The organism is Photobacterium sagamiensis (assembly GCF_050337085.1).
In the GTDB taxonomy this organism is placed as follows: Bacteria; Pseudomonadota; Gammaproteobacteria; order Enterobacterales; family Vibrionaceae; genus Photobacterium; species Photobacterium sagamiensis.
The window spans coordinates 96023-115002 of the sequence record NZ_JAKJSP010000011.1; the positions used below are offsets into that span (position 1 = coordinate 96023).

An 18980-nucleotide genomic window follows, 5' to 3' on the forward strand; every position below is an offset into this window, starting at 1 on the left:
ATGGCTTGCGTTGAAACCAGCTAAATTAGAGCATTGGCAACTATAATTATAGTGATGACCATACTAAAATCACTAAGTGTAATACACCATATGGGTTCTTCTGCTATGTATTCGATTTTATTGCTTTTGAGAATTGGCCACTGTTTCGTAAAGCTGGCAATAAAATAGAAAAACAGCATAATGCTAAGACGATTTCAGTTGAAATAGAAAACATAAATGGTCCTCTACTGCCTTGCATTTGCCAAAACAGACCACCAATCAATGGCCCGGAAATAGCACCAAAATTACTTATAAAACCTTGCAATCCAAAAGCACTTCCTTTGTTTTCTCCTGCAGCTTCACTGATTAATTTTGCCAAAACAAGCCCAGATGACATAATTATGCTTGCATCAATAATAAATAGCACACTGATGTGCCATAAAGAGCTGGACTGTAACATGAGCCATGTCGTGAATGCTCCGGTTATTCCTGCAACACCTAGATATATAGCAGAATTAATGTTATCAGCATAGCGTCCAAGCTTCGGAGCCAATAACATCGAAATAATTCCACGGGGTATATAAGCCATTGACAGTTCAACAATATTTGTAACCTTTAAGTGCTCTAACAAATAGACCTCTAGAAAGGGAGCAACTAAAGATCCAGATAATTGCCCAACAAAAATCATAGAAAACAAAAACACAGTAATAATTGTGAATTTTATTCTATCTACCTGCGAAGTATCAACCATCACTTCCTGGCTCGCAATTACAGATATAGCCTTATAACTTTTCACGCCTGCAATTACAGATGCTATGGAAAATACGACAAGCGATATATAAGTCATTGTTGGTGGTAACGCTAAATACTCAGCAACTGATATCAGTGAAAACGCGAAGCAAGAGCCCCACATAATGCCAATACCAACTTGCTTAGAAGCTATACCTAAAACCTCTGCTCTATTATCAAAAACACTTAATTGAGCAAAACACGTTTTATAGACTAACCAGAATAGACCAGATCCCAAGCCTAAACCAAAAGTGGACATAACCATTAATTTGTAACTTGAGATAATTATTGCTATATATAGCAGTATGTATGCAACCATCTTAATAATGGCGCCAATTAATATTAACCTTGCTCTATTGCTCCACTTGTTTACTTTTTTTGAAAACAACAATGCACTACAACCTGTGCCAACCGCTTGTAAGGAAAACAATATTCCCATTTCCCAACCATTAGCAGAGAATTGCTGATGAGCGATTATCGGAATTAAAAATCCAACAAAAAAAGAACCCAATGCATCCAACCGTATTGGTGCTAATAGTGGCCTTAAACTATTGGGAAAATTTGATTTCACAGAAAACCCTTACATTCGTGTTATTCAATATAAAACAATCAAGTTACAGCTTTCTTCCTAAACGCTTCTCAACTTGTCTTTTTTCCCATTCAGGTCCAAAAAAGTTCATTATTTCAAAGGCACTTAGAGCATGAGATATAATTCCAACACCCCACCCCATTGCAGGCCACCATGCCCATATATAACTAGAATCAGTGATAATGTTAATAACGAACAACATGGTAATTACTAATACATAGGTGATTAGATGTGAGTAGAACCCTTTTATTTCTCTTACTTGTTCTAATACTTGTTTCTCATCAGGCGATATTTTCAGTTCATCATTCATATCAGGCTCCATTTGAAGATCTATTACTTGAATGTCAAAAACGGCAGCTAAGGATTTTAGTGACTCAAGGCCCGCATTTTGTCCCCTTTCAATTCGCTGGATTGTTCTCACACTTAATCCGCTGACTTGAGACAAATGCTCTTGAGACCAGCCACGTTGTAATCTAAGTTTTCTAACAATCATCATAGAATCCTTTCTGCTATTTCGAACAATACTATCTTCAATAGATGCTGACGGTAACGTCACAATCACGACAATGACATGACAATCTCTAATTATCAATAACTTAAGATGGTGACAATTATACATCACGGCCACAACAAATGTGCGTTACCGCCACGTAACCATCATCTATAATCAATGTAGGATTTTACTGACACTCGATTGTCTCATACCCTAAACCTTCATCATTCTTTAATATCGAAACAGGCTCATAACCAAGATTTTGGGCTTCAACAACCTTGTCTGCATTAATCAGATGAATATTAATATTGCTATCCCCTAAACCACACTGTGCTGCGATAGCAATACCAGATATGTAACCGCAACTAGATTCAAAAACGTCAACCCCATACTCAATCAAGTTTTGGGCCGTTTGCTTTTCACTTAACCCAGTTGATTCGCATTGTATAGCGCCATCATCTATATATACCGATACTAAATTGCCATCAGTATTATCACAAGCAACCATACTAATTGCCATGGTTATAATAAACAATATTTTCATAACTATCCTTAGCCCTAACATTATTTTCAACGAACCAGATGTCGTTCCAATTATTATCGCTTTCACAACTTCCTCATTGCTTTGTATGGATAAATGTTTGTTCTAATACTTAAGCAGCATTTACAGAAAGTCATAATATTTGCAGTTCAAAATCAAGTATTACACCTACGATAAGCGAGCCCAAGCAGAGCACTAAATCTGATTTTGCATGTTTATTACAATACTAACTTAGGACCAAAACTGCCGAGTGTTTTGGTCCAGCTTGAGATGGTTAATTGCTGAAGTATTGTTTGAATTCAGCGTTCGGTTCTCGTTCCGAGTAAACGTATACAGAGTTCCAGATTGGATCTATGACTGAAAAGCCTCGGTCACCCCAGGGATGATCCTCAAGCGGCATGGCAATTTGCAGACCGGCCTTAGTGAGACGACTATATTCAGCATCGACATCATCGACATTGAAATTTAGCATCACACCTTTGCCGTCAAAAACCGCCGTATTCTCTTGTGGTTGAATAAAACAAATTTCAGGGCCATCTTGATTTATTTTCAACATAACATACCAGCCACAATCAAAAACGGCTTTCGCTGCAAAATACTTTGTGTAGTACTCACGGCACAAATCCACTTCGGTTGTACAAAAACAGGTCGATAATTCTTTCGTTTTCATAGGAACTCCTTATATAACTAACACTAAATGTAATAGCTAACACCAGGAATAACTAAGCCAAAGCACCCTCTTGCCAGGGCAATTTGATGGCTTGTTAAATTTGATTCTAACTCATCGATAAACACTTGTTTATGACTAAGTGACAAACTTCAGGATACTCCTTATGCGCTTCATGTTCGGCGAATGGAATATTCATGAATTTTGAGTTTTCAATTTTGCCTACCAGTTCAACCGCCTCATTCAAAGAAAATAAGAAATCACCATCACCGCGCATCACAAGTGTCGGGCATTTTATGCCACTTACAGAAACGCTTGGATAACCTGAAGGAGATCGGTCAATCCAGACATTTTTGACCTTTTCAATTAATAACTCAAAGTCTGGTTGTGGATTGGATTCGATATAGTATTCAACTGATTCAGGGTACATTCCCCCCCATTCAGTTGATGTGAGTCTCCCCAAGAAATCAACGGATGGATCATTTTCTTCCAAGCGCCACTGTGAACCCAACGTAATTAACTGCTCTACCTTTGAACTCTCTGAAGCAGCCAAACGATAACTCACAATACCGCCATCACTAAAACCTAACAGGGAGTATGAATGAATATCTAGATATCGAAGCAAAGCTGCAATGTCGTTTTGATATTGCGCATAACTTAATTCTTTTTCACCGAGGGTAGATTTACCATGCCCCCTTAAGTCAATACCGATGATCTTATAGTTATCTGGTATGCTTTCGAGAATACTATTGAAATCAGTCATGCACCCTAAGCCTCCATGCAGTAATACAAGGGGCTTGCCATCTGGATCGCCTTGAATTTCGTAATAAATCTCAGCACCATCGAAAGAAAAATAGTGTCCTTTATCATGAGTAAAAGCTAACAAAATCAAATTCCTTATAGAGATTAATAATCAGCAAAAAATCTTACACGCGCAATAATGTGTGCGTTACAGTCACCCCACACTATCTATAATTGATCACCATAATATCAGCTCCAACCATACAAATAGTGCCAAGTGTAACGCATCAGCTTATTTGTGTTATCCGATCATCTTACGAAGAAGCCAGATCCAGCATTCCGCTTAAACAACGCTACGCTTTTCCTTCAAGAACAGAACTAAACCCCAGAAAAAAAGAACAAAGGAAAAAGCCGAAAAAACACTTTTCAAGATGGTGAAGATGCTTGCTAGTTCTGCAATATTTGGCGATATATCCGGAAATGAGTTGATCATTGAGATAATAAGAACATTCTCAATATAATCGAAAAGTCCCGCAGCAATAGGAACTAACGAAAAGTAATATATTTTAGAGCTATGATCAGCTCCCTTTAGGAATAGCCAGGTTAGCAATAGTGAATATGTGACGGCAAATAGCCCAGGGTAAATAAAGTCCAGAGGTAATTGAGTGGTTAGATAAGTTGCTCTACCCTCAGAACCCAAAGCTTCAAGTAATGCAACAGCATACTCAAACGTATAACCCGCTTGGGATAGATCAAATAACATCATATCAGGAGCGAAGGAAACAACTGCAGGAATGGAATAAAGCAACATTGCCAAATAAACAGCCATTGTTAGTGTAAATAACACCAATACCACTTTGCCCGTTGCATACTTTTGAAGTAAACGAATTAGCCTTTCCATCTTGATTTCTTACTCCTTAATTGTTTTTGGTTGGCTAACACCTACAATAAGGTGTGCCCCACAAAGCCTGCAAAGCACACAGATCACCGTTGTCTCATGAAGGCTACGGCTAGTCCCGATGTTACAAATGTAACTCCCGCACCTATATTTAAACCCGACACTAATCTTGGCTTGCTCTTTAACCAATTTGACAGTTTAGATGCAAAAACGCCCATCAAACTAAAACCAACAACAGTTAACAATGCAAACCAAATACCGTAAACCAACATTTGAGTTGAGACTGAGCCTAGACTCGGGTTAACAAATTGAGGGAGAAATGCGAGAACAAACATACCCGGCTTGGGGTTTAATGCTGCGGATAAAAAGCCTGTCGAAAAAATTTTTTTCAAAGACTGCTTTTTGGCTGGCTCCAACGAAAATAGATTTCGAGACCTGAGCACTTTCACACCAAGCCAAATCAGGTATGCTGCTCCGATGAATTTAACAATATAAAATGCGATGGTTGATGTTTGAAGCAACAAGGTTAGCCCAAACGTTGCGGCTAGAACATGAAATAGAATACCCGCACCTGATGATGTGCCCGATATAATAGCAGCCAACTTTCCTTGACTAAGTCCACGGCCTATAGCTAGCAAATTATCCGGACCTGGTGAGATAACCAACAGCAAACATGCGATGGTATACGCAACCCAAACTTCTGATGGAAACATCGAACCTCCTTGTTAGTGTGCTAATGCCTGCAATAAGGTGTGTGTTACAGCCACCCTATCTATAATTGAAAACGGTAAACACGGCTTTTTCCATACTGAAAATGCCAATTGTAATGCACCATCTTAATTGTTCTGTTATGAGGTTTTCTGCATGGATTGCTAAATAATCCACTGACTTACAACTCCACATAACCGTATCAAATTATATTCAATGCTCTAGTTTTTTACTCAGCTACATGTACTCACAACATAGCCATCGCCAGACAGTATAATTATTATTAATGCCTCATATCTGGACACTTAACCTATGCTCAATAAAGCATAGGCTCAGCGTAATATTCTACAACAACACAACGACGTAAATAACTGATATTAAAGATTTTACCAACAGTGCGAGACACTTCAAAAATATCCTTTTTATCTGGGCGGATCACCTTGCGATTGAAAACATCTAAATATTCTATCCAATCAGATGATTCGAACAATTGGTATTGACTATGGCAACATCATCATCAGTACTCACTCATAAACCTCATCCTGATTAATATCAGAAGTTATTTTTGTGCTAGATCAATTGAGCTAAAAATAAAGTTTTAAGTCTAACTTAATCAGCCTTACGCAATGTACCTTCCAGTACATAATGGGTATACTTCGCACCCATGTACCGATCGGTACTTAGTGTGTCGATGAATAACTGGGGCTTGCTAGGGAACTGGACGGTTTGAAGCCGTTTATGATCTTGCCTGTTCACAACTAACTAGCCCTGAAATATTGGTTCTCTCTAGGAAATTGAGTATGAGTCGCTCTAAGTTTGAAACTTCCAAGCTAATAACCGTGTTAGCCTGGCTAAGTTTACTGTCTGCATTTTTGGTTGGTCACTTCGCGGCAAAAACCAACTATGTCCAATTACTCTCGGAACACTTTCCCGATTCCACCTTTAGCAATGCCCCGTCTAACGGAAATGGCCCGAGAGCGTTCTTGCGTAATCATGAAGAACTGAATGAACCTGAATTGATCTTAATTGCTGAAGGACAAGGCTTTGGTGGTCCGCTCATCCTGGCGGTAAAAACCACTGAAACTGAATCCGATAGTTACATCGATGAAGTCATTCTGCTCTCTGATCGCGAAACTCCCCCTTTTATAGCACGCCTGACTAAGCATCACTTTTACCGTGGGTTTAGCGGCAAAGGCGTCACCGATAACTTCATCCTTGGCGATGATATCGATGGCGTGTCTGGTGCTACTATTAGTTCTCGCGGTATTGCCAATGCCGTACAGGATGCCATGCATCTCAGTGCCATTGAACGTCTTGGACTACAACCTAGCTGGGAGGCGGAGAAGTGGCAATTCCACCTTAATGATGGCTTGCTCCTGTTACTGATTGCAGCCGTTCTATACACGAGCTACACCAACAATAGGTTCAGCAGCAAACTGAGATGGCTGATCCCATTTGCAAGTATGGCCTTTATCGGCTTTTACATTAATTCTTCCTTGAGCATCGGTTCACTGGCCGGGTTAGTGATGGGTTACATCCCCAGCCCGAAACAATATCCGATTTGGTGGATCATGATGGTCTCCGTATTGGGCACCATTTTGTTCTTGGGAAAAAACATCTATTGCGACAAGTTATGCCCGTTCTCTGCAGTACAAATGCTCCTGCACAAAATAAGCGGTTTTAAATTCACCATCAGCCGGGAAGTGGCTAAGCAATCAAGTCGATTGATCTTGTTCATGATCTGGGCATCAGTGATGCTGATCTTTCTCTCGCACCACCCGGCAATGGGTTCGTACGAACCCTTTTCTATGATGTTTTCACTAGAAGGTATGGGGATGCAGTGGTATGTACTGCCACTGTCACTGTTCGGCTCATTATTTGTACCAAACTTCTGGTGCCGCCTATTCTGCCCGGTCGGATTTACGCTAAACAAGATGGTACGTACCCGTCGCCAGATGGTGAACAAATTCAGCGGTATCCAATCAAAAACGAAAGCCGTACCTATCGAAGTGCAGGCCGCCCCCCAAGGTGCAGTTAATGCTGAGAGGAAATATGACCAGAGCTAAGACATCCCGAAAAAAACCGAAAAAAAGCGAGCAGACCTTCAGTACCATTTTAGCAGGTGCCACCTTAAGCCTGATAATGATTTACTTTATTCAATCGGCCATGGTCATTGCCAACAAAAATCCGGTTGATGCTGCTATTGCTAACTACGAGCAACAAGTTCAGCTAGAGAAGGGATGATCGAACAATCTAATGTTGTTACCCAATTGAACTGAACCAAAGAGCCGCACTCGAAGAGTGCGGCTCTTTCTTTTATGTCTGTAATAAATAGCGGGAGGTTATTTTTTAAATAATATAGGAATTAATTTTTCTACTATTTCCTTATGCGAATGGGGTTCACCCTTCAGCACTCCGCCCGTGGTCTGATAACAAAGGAAGGTCTGGGCACGTACTTCCTGCTCTTCCTCATCAAATCCCGCATCGGCAAAAGCCCCACGGATCACTTCCAACCGCCGGCGATAAATACTATCAAACATCGCTTTTACCGACTTATCGTGACTGGCCCAGGCACAGATTGCCAGCTCGTATTTCAACAGTTTTTGATCGATAAGGGTATCGGTAATAGCACGCAAGCGCTGTTCCGGCTCAAGTTGCGGCAGTTGCGGGTTTTCAGACACCACAAAGGTGAACTCCGAGGCCCAATACTCAAGCATATGGTCCATCAGATCCTGTCGGTCTTTAAAGTGCCAGTAGAAACTGGTTTTGGCAACGCCTACTGTACGTGACAGGCTACTAATTGTGAGCTTATCCACCCCTTGCTCGGCCAGCATTTTTAATCCTGCTTCCAGCCATTCATTCTTTGAAAAGCGCTGACGTTTTACTTTATCCGTCATTTCAATATCCATACCTCTAAAGTGGTTTTTTGCTCTAAATCAAAAAAACGTCTGTTTTCAGATCGAATGTTGCTTAATTTGAACCCTGCCCATGTACCGATGGGTACATAGAGGGTAGTATCACCCCAAGCTATGTACCGATCGGTACTTATATTGTTTGGTAAGCGAATAAGTCCATTATCCCTTATTTGTTGCAGATGGTTAACCTGTTTTTAGTTATAAGTCGGCACTATATGGACATGAACATTTTACCAATAAAACATGTAGTTAGGGAAACTTCAACATGAAAAAGACCGTTATTTCTCTTGCCCTGGCCGCAACCGCTTTCTGTGGTTCTGCCGTGGCGAATAAGATGCCAGACCCTTATACCGAGGCCGAACCGGCTATTCAAGCACGCAAGGGCGTTCATCAGCTAATGGGCGCGACCCTGATGGATGCAGGAGCCATTGCTACAGGGCAGAAGCCATGGAACGGGTTTACCATGCTGAACCGTGTCGATGCTCTCGCGCAAATCACTCAGATGTACAACGACTTCTTCTTTGTTGAAGGTTCTTTCGAGAACAGCAACACCGTTGATGATCTGCTTGAGCGAAAAACGGAATTTCAGAGCCAGTCCAAAGCCCTGCAAAATGCGGCTTACGGCCTGCGTGTGGCAGTTCGGAACCACGACCCTGAAGCCAGCATGAAAGGTTTTGTTACGACTATTCAAGCATGTAATGCCTGTCACCAGACCTTTATGAAACCTGGAACAGAAGTGATCTTACCGATACCAGCGCCAGGCGCTGCGGCGGCACACTAATCACTCGCTGATTAAAACAAGATCAAACCCTACGTTTAGAAACAAAGGCAATTCCCATGAAAGAGATTAAGCCAGTATCCCTTGAGACTGATGAGCAAAAAGTCAGTTACGGCATGGGGTGGCAGTTTGGCCGCCATCTGCTGACTCACAACTTTGACGGTTTAGATATGGAAGCCACCTTCGCCGGCATTTTGGATAGCTTCAATGAAAAAGAAGCGCCATTAACTGATCAGGAAGTGGAAACCGCATTCAAAACCATCGCTGCCCGTGTTGAAGTCGCTCGCCAAAAAAAGGCTGCGGAACTTGCCGGAAGAGGCCTGGCCTTTATGGCAGAAAACGCCTTAAAACCCGGAATAATTACTACCGACAGCGGCCTGCAATACAAGGTTGTGGAAATGGGTGAAGGCCGCAAGGCTGGTCTTGTTGACAACGTTATCGTCCATTATCACGGCATGCTGATCACTGGCGACGTCTTTGACAGCTCTGTTGAGAGAGGCGAACCCGCGGAATTCCCAATCCAGAGTGTGATTCCGGGTTGGACCGAAGTATTACAGATGATGCCAGAAGGGTCTAAATGGCGCGTATACGTACCAGCAGAACTGGCTTATGGCGAAATGGGTAAACAACCAAAAATTCCGGGTAATGCAGCCCTGATCTTTGATCTTGAATTAGTCAAAGTTGTTTAATTTTTTTTCCAAAATTTTTTATTCCCTTTTCTATAAAGAGAATGGTGCTTTATGACAAATCAAGTAGAAAACCAGAACGTGGCCGATCAGATAGAAGACGATCTGCCAAACATGTCTCGCCGCGGTTTCTTTAAAAAAACAGTATTAGGTGGCGGTGCCGCCATGCTGACCGGTGGTGCCGTATTGGGCGCCTCGAAAGTATCCCTGGAGGGATCGACCAATACGCCAGGGATCGAAATTGACGAAACCATTTTTAAGCCTAAAGACCAGCGTGACGTTATGCTGTGTCATGCAACCAGCCCTTATCTGTCAAAAGTCAAAAATCCTGAGCGTGCCGAGCAATATGCTCGTCTTTGGAAAAAAGATTTTAACTTCAATGATGCAATCCAAACGTTCGAAAATCGCGATCACTTCGACAACAATAAAGTAGGTTACGGTCAGGCTGACCGCGCTATCGGCCATGCAGCCTGGTACCCGCTGGTTGTTGCCAAATCACGTGCTTCTGCCTTTACCCAACCAAACACCCCGATGCACAGCTGGGACCAGACTGACGTACACGAAGAGCAATTTGATTGGGGAGGCGGCAAGCGTGCTGCTGATATGATCCGCTCTACCGCTCGCCTGTTTGGTGCCGTGCGTGTTGGTATTGCCAAGTTCGACAAGCGTTTTGTTTATGATCCGCTGTATGACATTGTTGACGAGCGCACTCTGTCTTGGGAAAAAGACTTCCCGTTCGAACCGAAGTCAGTGATCGTTATCGCCACTCCGATGGATTACGATAATGTTGCTACCGCACCGTCCTGGACTTCCGAGGGTTCAACGGGTAACGGCTATAGCGACATGGGTAAAATCGCCTGTCAGGTTGCCAAGTTTATTCGCGGCTGTGGTTACAACGCCGTGGGCGCCGGTAACGACCTGGCTAACTCTGTTGCTTACGCTATTCTTGCTGGTCTGGGTGAAGGCGGCCGTAACGGCTCGTGTATCATGCCCGGTGTGGGACCGCGTGTCCGACTCTGTAAAGTATTCACCAACATCGACTTTGAAGAAGCTTACGACCAACCTCACAGCTGGGGTATCCGCGAGTTCTGTAAGAGCTGCATGAAGTGTGCCGATGCATGTCCTTCTGGCGCCGTAAGTAAAGATGTGGAGCCAAGCTATCTGCCAACTTACGAGTTTAATGATGAACCCGGTTACACCTGGAACAACCACGTGGGTATCCACAAGTGGCATTCCGATGCGAAGCGTTGCTTCAACTTCTGGATGGATAACGATACATCATGCCTGAACTGTGTTGCCAGCTGTACCTTTAACGAGCCTGACTTCTGGCACCACTGGTTCATCATGGCAATTAACCCGATGATGCCGAAATTCATCCACTCGTTTATGGCCGAAGCACACCCTGCATTTGGTTACGGTGGTCAAAGCCGTACTCCTATCCCGGTCAAGGTTGAGAAATTCTGGGCATCCGGTGAAGGCATGCGTACTAACACTTCAATGAAAAATAACATCGGCACCGCCGGTAAAGCCTAAGGAGAATAACTAATGGAAGCTCTGCAATGGTTCTCACTGGGGATTATCAGCATGCTGGCAATCAACGGTATGGTTTATGCCCAGCAGGTAATCAGACTTAAGTGGTACACCCTGCCACTGCTTTTGATTGGTGTTCTGGATATGTTGTTCGGTATCGCCTGGTGTGGCTCTTCATTCATCGAAGGCTACCCGCAATCAGGGGCTATGGGGCTGTCTATCTTCACCGGCTCTGGTCTGCTGCTAATCATCATGACCTGGCGTCACCTGGTCATGCCTGGCCTCAAAACCGCTAGATAATTGTACCTATTTATATAATACAGTCGCTTAGATAGATTCCCCCTCTATCACGAAGCTGAAAAACAAACGGTAGTAAGGATAACAATCCAAGCTACCGTTTTTTTATGTGCCCAATTCTGAACGCCGGATGATTGCGTTTGCTATTATTGTTAAATCCCAGTTGGCAAGAGTAGCGTTAACAATGCGGGTACTGGTTTTATTATTTCTATTGGTGTCATCTTTTTGTCTTGCGCAAGAATCCTCAGTGCAAATTGAGAAACTTGAACAGCTTGATCAGGAACTTTCGGCGCTTATTGCCGAATCTCAGACCATGTCAGGTTCCACTCGGGATGTGGTTCGCCTACAGCTTCTCAATAAAAACAACACACTTCGGGCGGTTATTCAGGATTTAATTTATAGCAAAACCGAAGAGACGCATGAACTTCTTCTAAAACATGTCCACCAGCAGGTTCAATTCATCTCAGACGCATCGATTTTTTTACTCAACAAAATAGAAACAGACGAAAAGGCCCTGGATAAGGAAACGAATGAAGGAAAACTTTTGGCGCAGAAGTCATTAGATGAAACCCGCCGTTTTTCCACCCGCCTACTTGAAGATCAATGGGTTAACTATCAATGGCTTAAACTACTTGGTGAGCCAACACCGAAAAAAGAGCAAGCACTAATCAGTGATATTGAACACCGCTTGGAGTTCATGTCTGCATCCCTGACCTTCGACAGCCAGCAAGAAGCCTTGCTCAGTAAGCAGCTTAAATCAGCGACTGAAGGTGAAAAAGTCTCGGTACAACTGGTGCACATTCTTGCACAGCGCAAAATGGCCAGTGACATCTATACCTTGCAGTTTTTAGTTAAGCTCGCTGACGAAATGGCTCTGGATACGACGCCGTACAAACAACAGCTTTTTGAAGCGACAGGTACCCTTACCAATGATCTGCTCAACATCGAGCTCATTTTTTCGATCATCTCTACCTGGGGGAAAGAGTTCGGCCAGTGGATATTTGATAAAGCGCCACAGCTACTGTTTAATCTCCTGATCTTCGCATTCATCATTTTCGTGTTTCGCTGGCTGAAAAAACTAACGCGGAAAATGGTGAAAAAAGCTGTTTCCTCACCAAATCTTAATTTATCGCAACTGATGCAGGATTTCTTCACCTCCATGTCCGGCAATGGCGTTTTTGCTATTGGCCTGCTCATTGCCCTGTCGCAAATTGGCTTGAATTTAACCCCAATTCTGACCGGTTTTGGTGTCGCGGGTGTGATCATCGGTTTTGCTTTGCAAGATACCCTGTCCAACTTTGCCTCCGGCATGATGTTGCTAATCTACCGGCCATTCGATGTGGGTGACTTTGTGGAAGCGGGGGGCGTATCGGGCAAGGTTAGTCATATGAGCCTGGTAAACACCACCATAAAAACCTTTGATAACCAAGTCATCATCGTTCCAAACAGCAAGATTTGGGGCGACATAATAAAAAACGTGACGCATGAACGCGTGCGTCGGGTCGATATGGTCTTTGGTATTGGTTATAGCGATGATATAGAGCTGGCAGAAAAAGTACTGAGTGACATTGTTGATGCCCACCCTGCGGTATTACGTCAGCCAGAAAAAACCATTAAACTGCACACGCTTAATACCTCTTCTGTTGATTTTATTGTTCGCCCTTGGGTACGAACTGAAGATTACTGGGATGTGTACTGGGATATTACTCGCGAAGTTAAAATGCGTTTCGACCAGGAAGGACTTTCTATCCCCTTCCCGCAACAGGATGTTCATCTTCACATGGTCGATAAAAAAACATAATTCCGAGCTCCCAATTTTGTTTCAAATTATTTCAATATATATCTACAGTACAAAGTATCCGTAAAAATGACATATTCCTAACACACGATACTTTTCTTTGGCCATAATTAATTTTAATTCATAAATCGCAGCGATTCATTCACGCTACAAATAGACAAAACCGAGTTAATCATCGAACTTTTTTATTGTTATACAGTTTGCTTTTAAAGACCATTAATACAAATAAATAGCGTACAATTAGTCATGCTCACAATTTTTAATTGACCGTAAGACAGCTTCTGTTCAATGAAAAGCAATAACATTACCACATCGAAATTCTGGGAATCGACACTATGAAAAAGCGTTTACTTACCGTATTGGCATTACCTATGATTATTGCAGCATGTGCAGGTATCAACGGCGATAGCAGCAAAGTTGCTACCGAGGGCGACCTTGTTAACAACAATTGGGTTCTCACTCAAGTAGACAACAAAGCCATTGAGTTGCCAGAACCGTTTAAAGCCCCAAATCTTGAACTAACCAATGACATGAGCGCAAATGGCCATTCAGGTTGTAACCGTTACTTTGGTCAGGCTGAATTGAACAACGGTCAGTTACGCATTGAAAAAATGGGAATGACAATGATGGCTTGCCCAGCACCCGCAATGGAGATGGAAAAAACCCTGACCCAGACGCTGACAGACTGGAGTGAAGCGAAAATTTCCGGCGGTGAGTTAACACTAACCAACACCAACCACACTCTGACTTTCAAACGCACCGACGCTCAGTAATCATTGTATTGAATGTAACAAGGCGGGGTTCTAGCCTCGCCTCTAGGTTCTAGTACCTAAACACAGTGAAGATGATTGATTAAAATAGTCGAAGTCCGTCATCCCAGAAACCGCCAAACACTGAACTTGCAGGCTTTCTCAAAACTCACCTGGCGGTTATCAGGGATCCATCATGCACGGAAGGTTCAGTGGACGGTGGATCCCCGATAATCGCTACTGTAAATCCAATCGATAATGAAAAGATCAATATTAAGCGCTTCAATAGATGACAAAGAGCAAGGATGACGACGGTTTGTTTTCATCGATAAAAAACTAATCTGTTCAATCAATCATAATTAATGAGTCAAGGTACTAGGTTCTAACATAACGACACCAACTCCTTTGGGAGTTCACCGTTGATTTTTATTGCTCGTACACGATTACGACCGCCCTTCTTCGCCTGATATAACGCCGCATCGGCAGTGTTGAATAAGCTCTCAATTGTCTGGTTAGCCACAGACACTGCAGACACCACACCTATTGATATCGTGACAAAGGGATATACATCTGATGCTTTATGTTCTATCGCGAGTCGTTCGAGTACAGCCTTGCATTGCTTGGCAACTACTTCACCATTGGTGGTATTGGGTAACAATACCCCAAACTCTTCCCCTCCTATACGTGCAATCATATCTGCCGGTCGTTTCAGGGTTCTTTCCAGCTCAGTCGCCACCAGAGTCAGGCAGCGATCACCCGCCTGATGGCCATAATTATCATTAAATGCTTTAAAATAATCGATATCAATCAGCAACAAAGCAATAGGTTTTCCTTCCCTCGCCGCGCGCCGAAATTCTTGGTCAAGATACTCATCAAAACAGCGACGATTCGAAATGCCCGTTAAGCCATCTGTTTTGGTCAGCCGATCTAATCTAGCATTTGCTGCATTTAATTCCTGGTTCTTAATATCAATAGCTCTGTTAATCGCCTTATTTCTTCGTAAAATGATAAAGCCAAATAGTGTTGCAAAAGCAAAAAACAGATTACCGCCAATTAAAACTAGCCAGGGCATCGTTGTGCGCCTTTCACTAAAATAGTATTCCGTAGGTATTGCATTTAGCACCCAACGACGTCCCCCCATATCAAGTACAGTTTGACTATAGAGAAACTGCTTCAATAAACCATTATCACCGCTGTTATTCTGAGGCTGTTTAAATAACTGATGGTTTCCCTTTGATGCAGTGGTATCTATTAGCATTAGTGCCATATTTTTCTCATCACCAACCACATAGGCGACATTAAATATCTCATCAAAATTAAACACAGCCACCACAAACCCGACAATCGTGTTTTGTCGCTGTTGCAAAGTTTGAGGGGCCTCAGTGTTATATACAGGAATAAAACTAAGTAAACCAATCTGCTCACCTGCCGCCTGAACCAGCTTCACCCCTCCGGAGAGTTGTAACTGGCCAGAATCTCGTGCCCTATTGATTGCCTCTCGGCGAAGAGCATTTGATCCCAAATCATAGCCAATAACGGCATGATTACCCGCAACAGGCTCTACATAATAAACAGGATAATAGACATCACGATCAGAGGCCCTGACCATTTCCCCTGTCGCAACACGTTCCGTAATCTGAAATCCGGGTCTATTTTCCCTGCCCAGAGCTTCCATCTCGTCCCGAGCAGAATGATCAACCTTAGGGATCCATCCCAGCGCATGGATCTTTTTGTGACGAGTCAGCGTTTGCGCTACCAAATCCGAAAATTCAGAGGATGACAAGACACCACTCTTGTCAAAAGTCGATTTAACAGAATACAGCGCTTCAAGATGAAAGTTGATCTTCTGATAAAGGGCACTGGCTTTTACCTCGACATCATCTTCAAACTCGCGCTGAATATTTTTCGTTTCCATCTTATAAAACAGCCAGAAAAACAGGCACGATAAGGTGATGCCTGTCGCAATCGAAATAACAGTAACGTGAAACAGCCGACTATCCATCAAATCCCTTTGTGAATATTTATAAATGTTTAATATTCATTAAAGACATCTTTTTGATTTTTACCACTCCGAAATGAAAAAAGAGCGCTTAGAGCACTCTTTCAATTTCTTTTCATTACAATTTGTTACACAGCTTTTGCTTGCCACTCCTCACGAAGTGCTTTCGCGGCTGTAACCATACTGCTCAAAGCGGCTTCGGTCTCTTCCCAGTTACGGGTTTTCAAACGACAGTCAGGGTTAATCCATAGTCTTTCAATCGGTATACCTAAGTGACCTCAAGATGCAGGATTCAGAGTGATGCCAGCCAGTTCAATTCAAGGAAAATGTGCGAAGGAATGGCTGGTCCTTTTGAGTGCATTTGACACAGAAGTGGGCTGGCTGGATCACTCCCGAAGGGCGAGTTTTCCAGGCACTAATGTTGCGTTGCTGATTTTTGATGTAGAGCGCTATATCTGCAAATTAGCGCCTGACCTTAGCGCCTGGAAATTCTCGCTGAAACGAGCATCTTGAGGTTACTTGGGTATATAAGAGATCCGGCTTTCTCTGCTAATTGAATAATTTGCTCTTGGACGTCTGGATGTTTACACATCCTCCTTGAACCTGTACATTGAATTCATATTGAAACAAGGATGTTGAAATTCGCTCATGATTGAAATTAAGCACCTCAGAACCCTTTCTGTTCTGCGGGACACAGGGTCTCTAACCGCAACGGCTAACACCTTGTGTCTGACACAATCAGCTTTATCACATCAACTGAAAGGTCTGGAACAACGGTTAGGCGGGCAACTCTTTCTGCGTAAAACACGTCCGGTGAAATTTACGGCTGAAGGCGAAATTTTGCTCCGACTGGCAGATGATCTGATCCCCCGTATTGTTAAAGCAGAACACGATCTCTCAAGCCTGAAAGCCGATGCCAATGGCCGATTACACATGGCTATTGATTGCCACTCCTGCTTCCAGTGGCTGATGCCTGCGTTAAAGGAATATCAGATCCACTGGCCTTCGGTTGCGCTTGATTTCTCTTCGGGTTTCGGGTTTGAGCCGCTCCCGGCTTTGGCCTCTGGCGAACTTGATGTTGTGATCACTTCTGATATTCAACCCCGAACTGAAATTCACTACGAGCCTTTATTCGATTTTGAAATGCGATTAGTGGTCTCGCCTCAATCGCCTTTAGCTGATAAAGACGTTATCGAGCCTGGTGATATTGCCGATCAGACGATGCTCAGCTATCCGGTTCAAAAGAACCGTTTAGATATTGTGAAGCACTTCCTCCAACCCGCAGGTATCGAACCACAAGCCTGGAAGCAAGCCGATAATACCTTGATGCTGGTTCAAATGGTGTCTGCTGGCTTAGGGGTTGCAGCACTGCCAAACTGGGCAATTCATGATTTTTCCCGCCAGGGATTAATTGTGAGCAAACCACTTGGGGAGGGATTATGGCGCCGGCTATTTGCAGCCATCCGTTCATCGGAACAGGATCGCCATTACTTGCAGGCGTTCTTTGCTACCGCAAGGCAACAGTGCCAAACCCATCTTGAAGGAATTAAAGCGGCATAAGTGACCAACATGAAGCTGTAATACCAATAGGTACAATAAGGCCAGCGTAACAATACTGGCCTTTTGCTTTTAAAACCGATAGGTATTACTTAAATTGATAGGTATTACTTAAATTGATTGGAGATCGGATCATAGCGATATCCGAGCGCATCCATCTTATTCGTCAACGCATCAGCATCTAATTCATAACGACTGACTAACTCATCAATACTGGAACATTCCAGCCTGAGTTTTTCATTAATAATGCCAATGACAATATTGCTATCCATATTCAGTAAGTTTGAAATTTCCATATCGTTTCCCCTTCGCAGCACCTTTCTACCGATAAGCATAGTTGGGATCAGGTCAACCGACATAAAAAAGCCCTTACAAAAAAGGGCTTCTTAATTCAGAACTCACCTATTGATATGCTCAGAACAGGGTCAGCTGCATTGAACCGGAAACCACCAGCAATGCCGACGCCCCCAATAATTGCCAGCGATTTACAGTGCGGCTAAGTAGAATATGTGACGCCCACACCAGCAAGGCAAAGACCATCAGCACCAGCGCTGCGATAACATTCGTCGTCATGGTTTCAACGACCGCAGCATCAATCTCGGTCAGCTGCCACAGCATAAACAGAATTGAGATCATCGCACTGCTCAAACCGACAAACGGCAAAATACGGTGGAAGGCTTGTAAGCGCGTTCTGGCCTGAGCCAGCAATAAGTGTGCTAACGATGCGCCAAACAGTGCGATCGCCATAAAGCTCATGCCAACCTGGGGCAGTGTCATTGAGGGTAATAACATTAGCCAGCATATAGCAGCTAATCCATTTGCAGCCATCAGAACAGGAATTGGACCGCTATCGCGTGTTTTGCCCGTTTTCGCCTTGAAGCTGAAATACGCCAATGCCAGAAGAGGTAATACCGCCAGCGGTTGAGCCATAACGGCTAGCAGCCAACCGACAAGAACAACAGGCAACGTTTTATGCACTCGCCCACGCTGCCCGGGACAAATTTCACCTTTGGTCAGCACCAGCGTAAGAATAAGTTGAGCACCTAATAATGCGGGAATTAGAAACGTTAAGTAGCCTGTTAACATGATCATTCTTGTCTGAAATAAAAGTGAAGGGATTATATACCCAAACCTCTTCAAAATGCAGGTTCAGCCATTAAATCCAATGAAGTAATCTATGTGCCACATAGCATGCATACCACACAAAATAAAACAACACTTACAATGATGATGCAGACGGCCAACTACATTTGTTGGATCAATATC

The 18980-nt window shown here is 43.1% G+C and carries 20 protein-coding genes and 1 pseudogene; 9 read left to right on the forward strand and 12 right to left on the reverse strand.

Translation table 11 applies throughout. The features are described 5' to 3' along the window. Nucleotides 1–103: 103 nt before the first annotated feature. The 7 genes from L4D76_RS01445 to L4D76_RS01475 all read right to left on the reverse strand — a co-directional run bounded on the left by L4D76_RS01445 (nucleotide 104) and on the right by L4D76_RS01475 (nucleotide 5410). A complete protein-coding gene (locus tag L4D76_RS01445; protein ID WP_428439152.1) occupies nucleotides 104–1339 on the reverse strand; it encodes an MFS transporter in 1236 nt (411 codons plus the stop codon). A 43-nt stretch (nucleotides 1340–1382) separates the two neighbouring features. Continuing rightward, nucleotides 1383–1850, reverse strand: coding sequence for a 2TM domain-containing protein (locus L4D76_RS01450; RefSeq protein WP_428439325.1), 468 nt, complete (start codon nucleotides 1848–1850; stop codon nucleotides 1383–1385). Nucleotides 1851–2037: 187 nt separating this feature from the next. Then, nucleotides 2038–2394, reverse strand: a complete 357-nt coding sequence (locus L4D76_RS01455; protein WP_428439153.1) for a hypothetical protein — start codon at nucleotides 2392–2394, stop codon at nucleotides 2038–2040. 271 nt (nucleotides 2395–2665) lie between these two features. Then, nucleotides 2666–3061: a VOC family protein gene (locus L4D76_RS01460; protein ID WP_428439154.1), complete on the reverse strand. Its 396-nt coding sequence runs from the start codon at nucleotides 3059–3061 to the stop codon at nucleotides 2666–2668. A 106-nt stretch (nucleotides 3062–3167) separates the two neighbouring features. Beyond that, on the reverse strand, nucleotides 3168–3944 hold the full coding sequence (locus tag L4D76_RS01465; protein ID WP_428439155.1) for an alpha/beta fold hydrolase: 777 nt from the start codon (nucleotides 3942–3944) through the stop codon (nucleotides 3168–3170). A gap of 198 nt (nucleotides 3945–4142) precedes the next feature. After that, nucleotides 4143–4700 (reverse strand): hypothetical protein, encoded by a 558-nt coding sequence (locus L4D76_RS01470; protein WP_428439156.1) that lies wholly within the window; start codon nucleotides 4698–4700, stop codon nucleotides 4143–4145. An 83-nt stretch (nucleotides 4701–4783) separates the two neighbouring features. Further along, a complete protein-coding gene (locus L4D76_RS01475; RefSeq protein WP_428439157.1) occupies nucleotides 4784–5410 on the reverse strand; it encodes a LysE family translocator in 627 nt (208 codons plus the stop codon). Nucleotides 5411–6205: 795 nt separating this feature from the next. On the opposite strand from L4D76_RS01475, the gene L4D76_RS01480 reads away from it, so the two are divergent. Further along, nucleotides 6206–7471, forward strand: a complete 1266-nt coding sequence (locus L4D76_RS01480) for an FMN-binding protein (protein WP_428439158.1) — start codon at nucleotides 6206–6208, stop codon at nucleotides 7469–7471. Then, nucleotides 7458–7649 carry a hypothetical protein gene (locus L4D76_RS01485; protein ID WP_428439159.1) on the forward strand — a complete coding sequence of 64 codons (192 nt, stop codon included), beginning with the start codon at nucleotides 7458–7460 and terminating at the stop codon, nucleotides 7647–7649. The genes L4D76_RS01480 and L4D76_RS01485 overlap by 14 nt, the downstream gene beginning before the upstream one ends. Nucleotides 7650–7747: 98 nt before the next feature. Here L4D76_RS01485 and L4D76_RS01490 read toward each other — a convergent pair whose 3' ends face one another. Beyond that, nucleotides 7748–8302, reverse strand: coding sequence for a TetR/AcrR family transcriptional regulator (locus L4D76_RS01490; RefSeq protein ID WP_428439160.1), 555 nt, complete (start codon nucleotides 8300–8302; stop codon nucleotides 7748–7750). Nucleotides 8303–8585: 283 nt separating this feature from the next. Between L4D76_RS01490 and L4D76_RS01495 the strand changes: the two genes are divergently transcribed. The 6 genes from L4D76_RS01495 (at nucleotide 8586) to L4D76_RS01520 (ending at nucleotide 14182) form a co-directional block, all read left to right on the forward strand. Beyond that, nucleotides 8586–9101: a cytochrome c gene (locus L4D76_RS01495; protein ID WP_428439161.1), complete on the forward strand. Its 516-nt coding sequence runs from the start codon at nucleotides 8586–8588 to the stop codon at nucleotides 9099–9101. A 56-nt stretch (nucleotides 9102–9157) separates the two neighbouring features. Beyond that, the gene (gene bamJ, locus L4D76_RS01500; protein ID WP_428439162.1) at nucleotides 9158–9787 is read left to right on the forward strand and encodes a BamJ family beta-barrel-assembly machinery protein; all 630 of its coding nucleotides are present in this window, start codon (nucleotides 9158–9160) and stop codon (nucleotides 9785–9787) included. 51 nt (nucleotides 9788–9838) lie between these two features. Next, a complete protein-coding gene (locus L4D76_RS01505) occupies nucleotides 9839–11317 on the forward strand; it encodes a reductive dehalogenase (protein WP_428439163.1) in 1479 nt (492 codons plus the stop codon). A 12-nt stretch (nucleotides 11318–11329) separates the two neighbouring features. Next, the gene (locus L4D76_RS01510; protein ID WP_428439164.1) at nucleotides 11330–11614 is read left to right on the forward strand and encodes a hypothetical protein; all 285 of its coding nucleotides are present in this window, start codon (nucleotides 11330–11332) and stop codon (nucleotides 11612–11614) included. 181 nt (nucleotides 11615–11795) lie between these two features. Beyond that, a complete protein-coding gene (locus L4D76_RS01515) occupies nucleotides 11796–13412 on the forward strand; it encodes a mechanosensitive ion channel family protein (protein ID WP_428439326.1) in 1617 nt (538 codons plus the stop codon). A 332-nt stretch (nucleotides 13413–13744) separates the two neighbouring features. Continuing rightward, nucleotides 13745–14182, forward strand: coding sequence for an META domain-containing protein (locus L4D76_RS01520; protein ID WP_428439165.1), 438 nt, complete (start codon nucleotides 13745–13747; stop codon nucleotides 14180–14182). A gap of 358 nt (nucleotides 14183–14540) precedes the next feature. On the opposite strand, the gene L4D76_RS01525 is transcribed toward L4D76_RS01520, so the two are convergent. Both L4D76_RS01525 and L4D76_RS01530 read right to left on the reverse strand, forming a co-directional pair. Then, the gene (locus tag L4D76_RS01525; RefSeq protein ID WP_428439166.1) at nucleotides 14541–16160 is read right to left on the reverse strand and encodes a diguanylate cyclase domain-containing protein; all 1620 of its coding nucleotides are present in this window, start codon (nucleotides 16158–16160) and stop codon (nucleotides 14541–14543) included. A 125-nt stretch (nucleotides 16161–16285) separates the two neighbouring features. Beyond that, a pseudogene (locus L4D76_RS01530) lies at nucleotides 16286–16423 on the reverse strand (hypothetical protein); the annotation flags it as partial. Between the two features lie 382 nt (nucleotides 16424–16805). On the opposite strand from L4D76_RS01530, the gene metR reads away from it, so the two are divergent. Continuing rightward, nucleotides 16806–17717 carry an HTH-type transcriptional regulator MetR gene (gene metR, locus L4D76_RS01535; RefSeq protein WP_428439167.1) on the forward strand — a complete coding sequence of 304 codons (912 nt, stop codon included), beginning with the start codon at nucleotides 16806–16808 and terminating at the stop codon, nucleotides 17715–17717. A gap of 104 nt (nucleotides 17718–17821) precedes the next feature. On the opposite strand, the gene L4D76_RS01540 is transcribed toward metR, so the two are convergent. Beyond that, nucleotides 17822–18010: a DUF4250 domain-containing protein gene (locus tag L4D76_RS01540; RefSeq protein ID WP_428439168.1), complete on the reverse strand. Its 189-nt coding sequence runs from the start codon at nucleotides 18008–18010 to the stop codon at nucleotides 17822–17824. Between the two features lie 118 nt (nucleotides 18011–18128). Continuing rightward, a complete protein-coding gene (locus tag L4D76_RS01545; RefSeq protein WP_428439169.1) occupies nucleotides 18129–18800 on the reverse strand; it encodes a hypothetical protein in 672 nt (223 codons plus the stop codon). Between the last annotated feature and the right edge of the window lie 180 nt (nucleotides 18801–18980).

Bases quoted from the DNA above. Each gene is read 5' to 3' on its own strand.
- L4D76_RS01450 (WP_428439325.1), bottom strand. From the start codon at position 1,850: ATGATTGTTAGAAAACTTAGATTACAACGTGGCTGGTCTCAAGAGCAT.
- L4D76_RS01455 (WP_428439153.1), bottom strand. From the start codon at position 2,394: ATGAAAATATTGTTTATTATAACCATGGCAATTAGTATGGTTGCTTGT.
- L4D76_RS01460 (WP_428439154.1), bottom strand. From the start codon at position 3,061: ATGAAAACGAAAGAATTATCGACCTGTTTTTGTACAACCGAAGTGGAT.
- L4D76_RS01470 (WP_428439156.1), bottom strand. From the start codon at position 4,700: ATGGAAAGGCTAATTCGTTTACTTCAAAAGTATGCAACGGGCAAAGTG.
- L4D76_RS01475 (WP_428439157.1), bottom strand. From the start codon at position 5,410: ATGTTTCCATCAGAAGTTTGGGTTGCGTATACCATCGCATGTTTGCTG.
- L4D76_RS01480 (WP_428439158.1), top strand. From the start codon at position 6,206: ATGAGTCGCTCTAAGTTTGAAACTTCCAAGCTAATAACCGTGTTAGCC.
- L4D76_RS01485 (WP_428439159.1), top strand. From the start codon at position 7,458: ATGACCAGAGCTAAGACATCCCGAAAAAAACCGAAAAAAAGCGAGCAG.
- L4D76_RS01490 (WP_428439160.1), bottom strand. From the start codon at position 8,302: ATGACGGATAAAGTAAAACGTCAGCGCTTTTCAAAGAATGAATGGCTG.
- L4D76_RS01495 (WP_428439161.1), top strand. From the start codon at position 8,586: ATGAAAAAGACCGTTATTTCTCTTGCCCTGGCCGCAACCGCTTTCTGT.
- bamJ (WP_428439162.1), top strand. From the start codon at position 9,158: ATGAAAGAGATTAAGCCAGTATCCCTTGAGACTGATGAGCAAAAAGTC.
- L4D76_RS01505 (WP_428439163.1), top strand. From the start codon at position 9,839: ATGACAAATCAAGTAGAAAACCAGAACGTGGCCGATCAGATAGAAGAC.
- L4D76_RS01510 (WP_428439164.1), top strand. From the start codon at position 11,330: ATGGAAGCTCTGCAATGGTTCTCACTGGGGATTATCAGCATGCTGGCA.
- L4D76_RS01515 (WP_428439326.1), top strand. From the start codon at position 11,796: ATGCGGGTACTGGTTTTATTATTTCTATTGGTGTCATCTTTTTGTCTT.
- L4D76_RS01520 (WP_428439165.1), top strand. From the start codon at position 13,745: ATGAAAAAGCGTTTACTTACCGTATTGGCATTACCTATGATTATTGCA.
- L4D76_RS01525 (WP_428439166.1), bottom strand. From the start codon at position 16,160: ATGGATAGTCGGCTGTTTCACGTTACTGTTATTTCGATTGCGACAGGC.
- metR (WP_428439167.1), top strand. From the start codon at position 16,806: ATGATTGAAATTAAGCACCTCAGAACCCTTTCTGTTCTGCGGGACACA.
- L4D76_RS01540 (WP_428439168.1), bottom strand. From the start codon at position 18,010: ATGGAAATTTCAAACTTACTGAATATGGATAGCAATATTGTCATTGGC.
- L4D76_RS01545 (WP_428439169.1), bottom strand. From the start codon at position 18,800: ATGTTAACAGGCTACTTAACGTTTCTAATTCCCGCATTATTAGGTGCT.